1 pseudogene is annotated in these 1,839 nt (G+C 69.5%); it reads left to right on the top strand.

What is annotated here, in order from left to right:
* Positions 1-55: 55 nt before the first annotated feature.
* Positions 56-1,734 (top strand): annotated as a pseudogene (locus BMG07_RS40500) (ATP-dependent DNA ligase).
* Positions 1,735-1,839 lie beyond the last annotated feature (105 nt).

Below are 1,839 nucleotides of genomic sequence, written 5' to 3'. Positions count from 1 at the left end.
GGGACGCCGAGAGCCCCCATCCCAACCTTCCCCCGGAAGGGGAAGGAGCAACGCGATGAAAGCGTTCGCCGCGCTGTATCGCGAGCTCGACGCGAGCACGTCGAGCCTTGCCAAGCAGTCCGCGCTGCAGCGCTACCTGCGCGAGGCCGACGCGGCCGATGCCGCATGGGCCGTGTACTTTCTCGCCGGCGGCAAGCCGCGCCAGCTCGTGCCGACCAAGTTGCTGCGCCTGCTCGCGCAGGAAGCCGCGGGCCTGCCCGAGTGGCTGTTCGACGAAAGCTACGACGCCGTCGGCGACCTCGCCGAGACCATCGCGCTGCTGCTGCCACCGCCCAGCGAAGTGCATGACCTGGGCCTCGCGGCCTGGGTCGAGCAGCACCTGCTGCCGTTGCGCGATGCGGCGAAGACCGCGCCCGACGCGCTGCCACAGCGCCTTCGCGCGCAATGGCGCCAGCTCGCGGCCGAAGAGCGGCTGGTGTATTTCAAGCTCATCACCGGTGCGTTCCGTGTCGGCGTGTCGAAGCTGCAGGTCACGCAGGCGCTCGCGGCCGTGGGCGGCATCGACGCCAAGCGCGTCGCGCAGCGGCTCATGGGCTACACGCACATCGCGCCCGGCCCCGGCCCGACGAGTACCGCGCGCTCATCGCACCCGAGTCGGGCGCCGAGCAGGTGCAGAAGACCAGCGGGCAGCCGTACCCCTTCTTTCTGGCGCATCCGTTCAACCTGCCGCTCGAACAGTTCGATGCCGTGCTGGGGCCGCCTTCCGACTGGATCGTCGAGTGGAAGTGGGACGGCATCCGCGCGCAACTCGTCAAGCGCGCGGGCACGGTATGGGTGTGGTCGCGCGGCGAAGAATTGGTGACCGATCGCTTCCCCGAACTCGCGGTGCTGGGCGAGGCGCTGCCCGACGGCACCGTGCTCGACGGCGAGATCGCGGTGTGGCGCAAGGACGAGACATCGCCCGAGGACGAAGGCAAGGTGCAGCCCTTCGCCGAGCTGCAGAAGCGCATCGGCCGCAAGGCCCTCGGCGCGAAACTGCTGCGCGACATTCCCGTGGTGCTGCTGGCCTACGACCTTCTCGAATGGGAGGGCCGCGACCTGCGCGCGCTGCCGCAGTCGCAGCGCCGCGTGCTGCTCGACGAACTGGTCACGCGCATGCGGCACCCTTCGCTGCTGCCGAGCCCGATGCTCACGGGCCCCGACTGGAACAACCTGGCACGGCAGCGCGAAGCCGCGCGCACCATGGGCGTCGAAGGAATGATGCTCAAGCGCCGCGACGCGCAGTACGGCGTGGGCCGCACCAAGGACGTCGGCGTGTGGTGGAAGTGGAAGATCGACCCGCTGAGCATCGACGCCGTGCTGATCTACGCGCAGCGCGGCCACGGCCGCCGCGCGAGCCTGTTCAGCGACTACACCTTCGCGGTGTGGGACGGCCCGCCCGGACAGGAAGACCGCAAGCTCGTGCCCTTCGCCAAGGCCTACTCGGGCCTCACCGATGCGGAGATGGCGCGGGTGGACGCGATCATCCGCAAGACCACTGTGGAGAGCTTCGGCCCCGTGAAGAGCGTGAAGCCGACGCTGGTGTTCGAGCTGGGCTTCGAGGGCATTGCGCGCAGCACGCGGCACAAGAGCGGCATCGCGGTGCGCTTTCCGCGCATGCTGCGGTGGCGGGAAGACAAGCCGGTGGGCGAAGCGGACACCTTGCAGACGCTGGCGGCGTTGTTGCCCGCATGACCACGCCGGAAGATCCCGAATTTCTCCCTCCCCTTCCGGGGGAGGGCAGGGGTGGGGGCAAGCGGCGTACCCGGAGCGAGCCGCAGCTTGATGAAGACCGCTTGC

The organism is Variovorax sp. E3, assembly GCF_016082275.1.
Classification (GTDB): Bacteria; Pseudomonadota; Gammaproteobacteria; order Burkholderiales; family Burkholderiaceae_C; genus Variovorax.
Note: the sequence above shows the minus strand (reverse complement) of the source record. Positions and strands in the feature narration are given on the sequence as shown.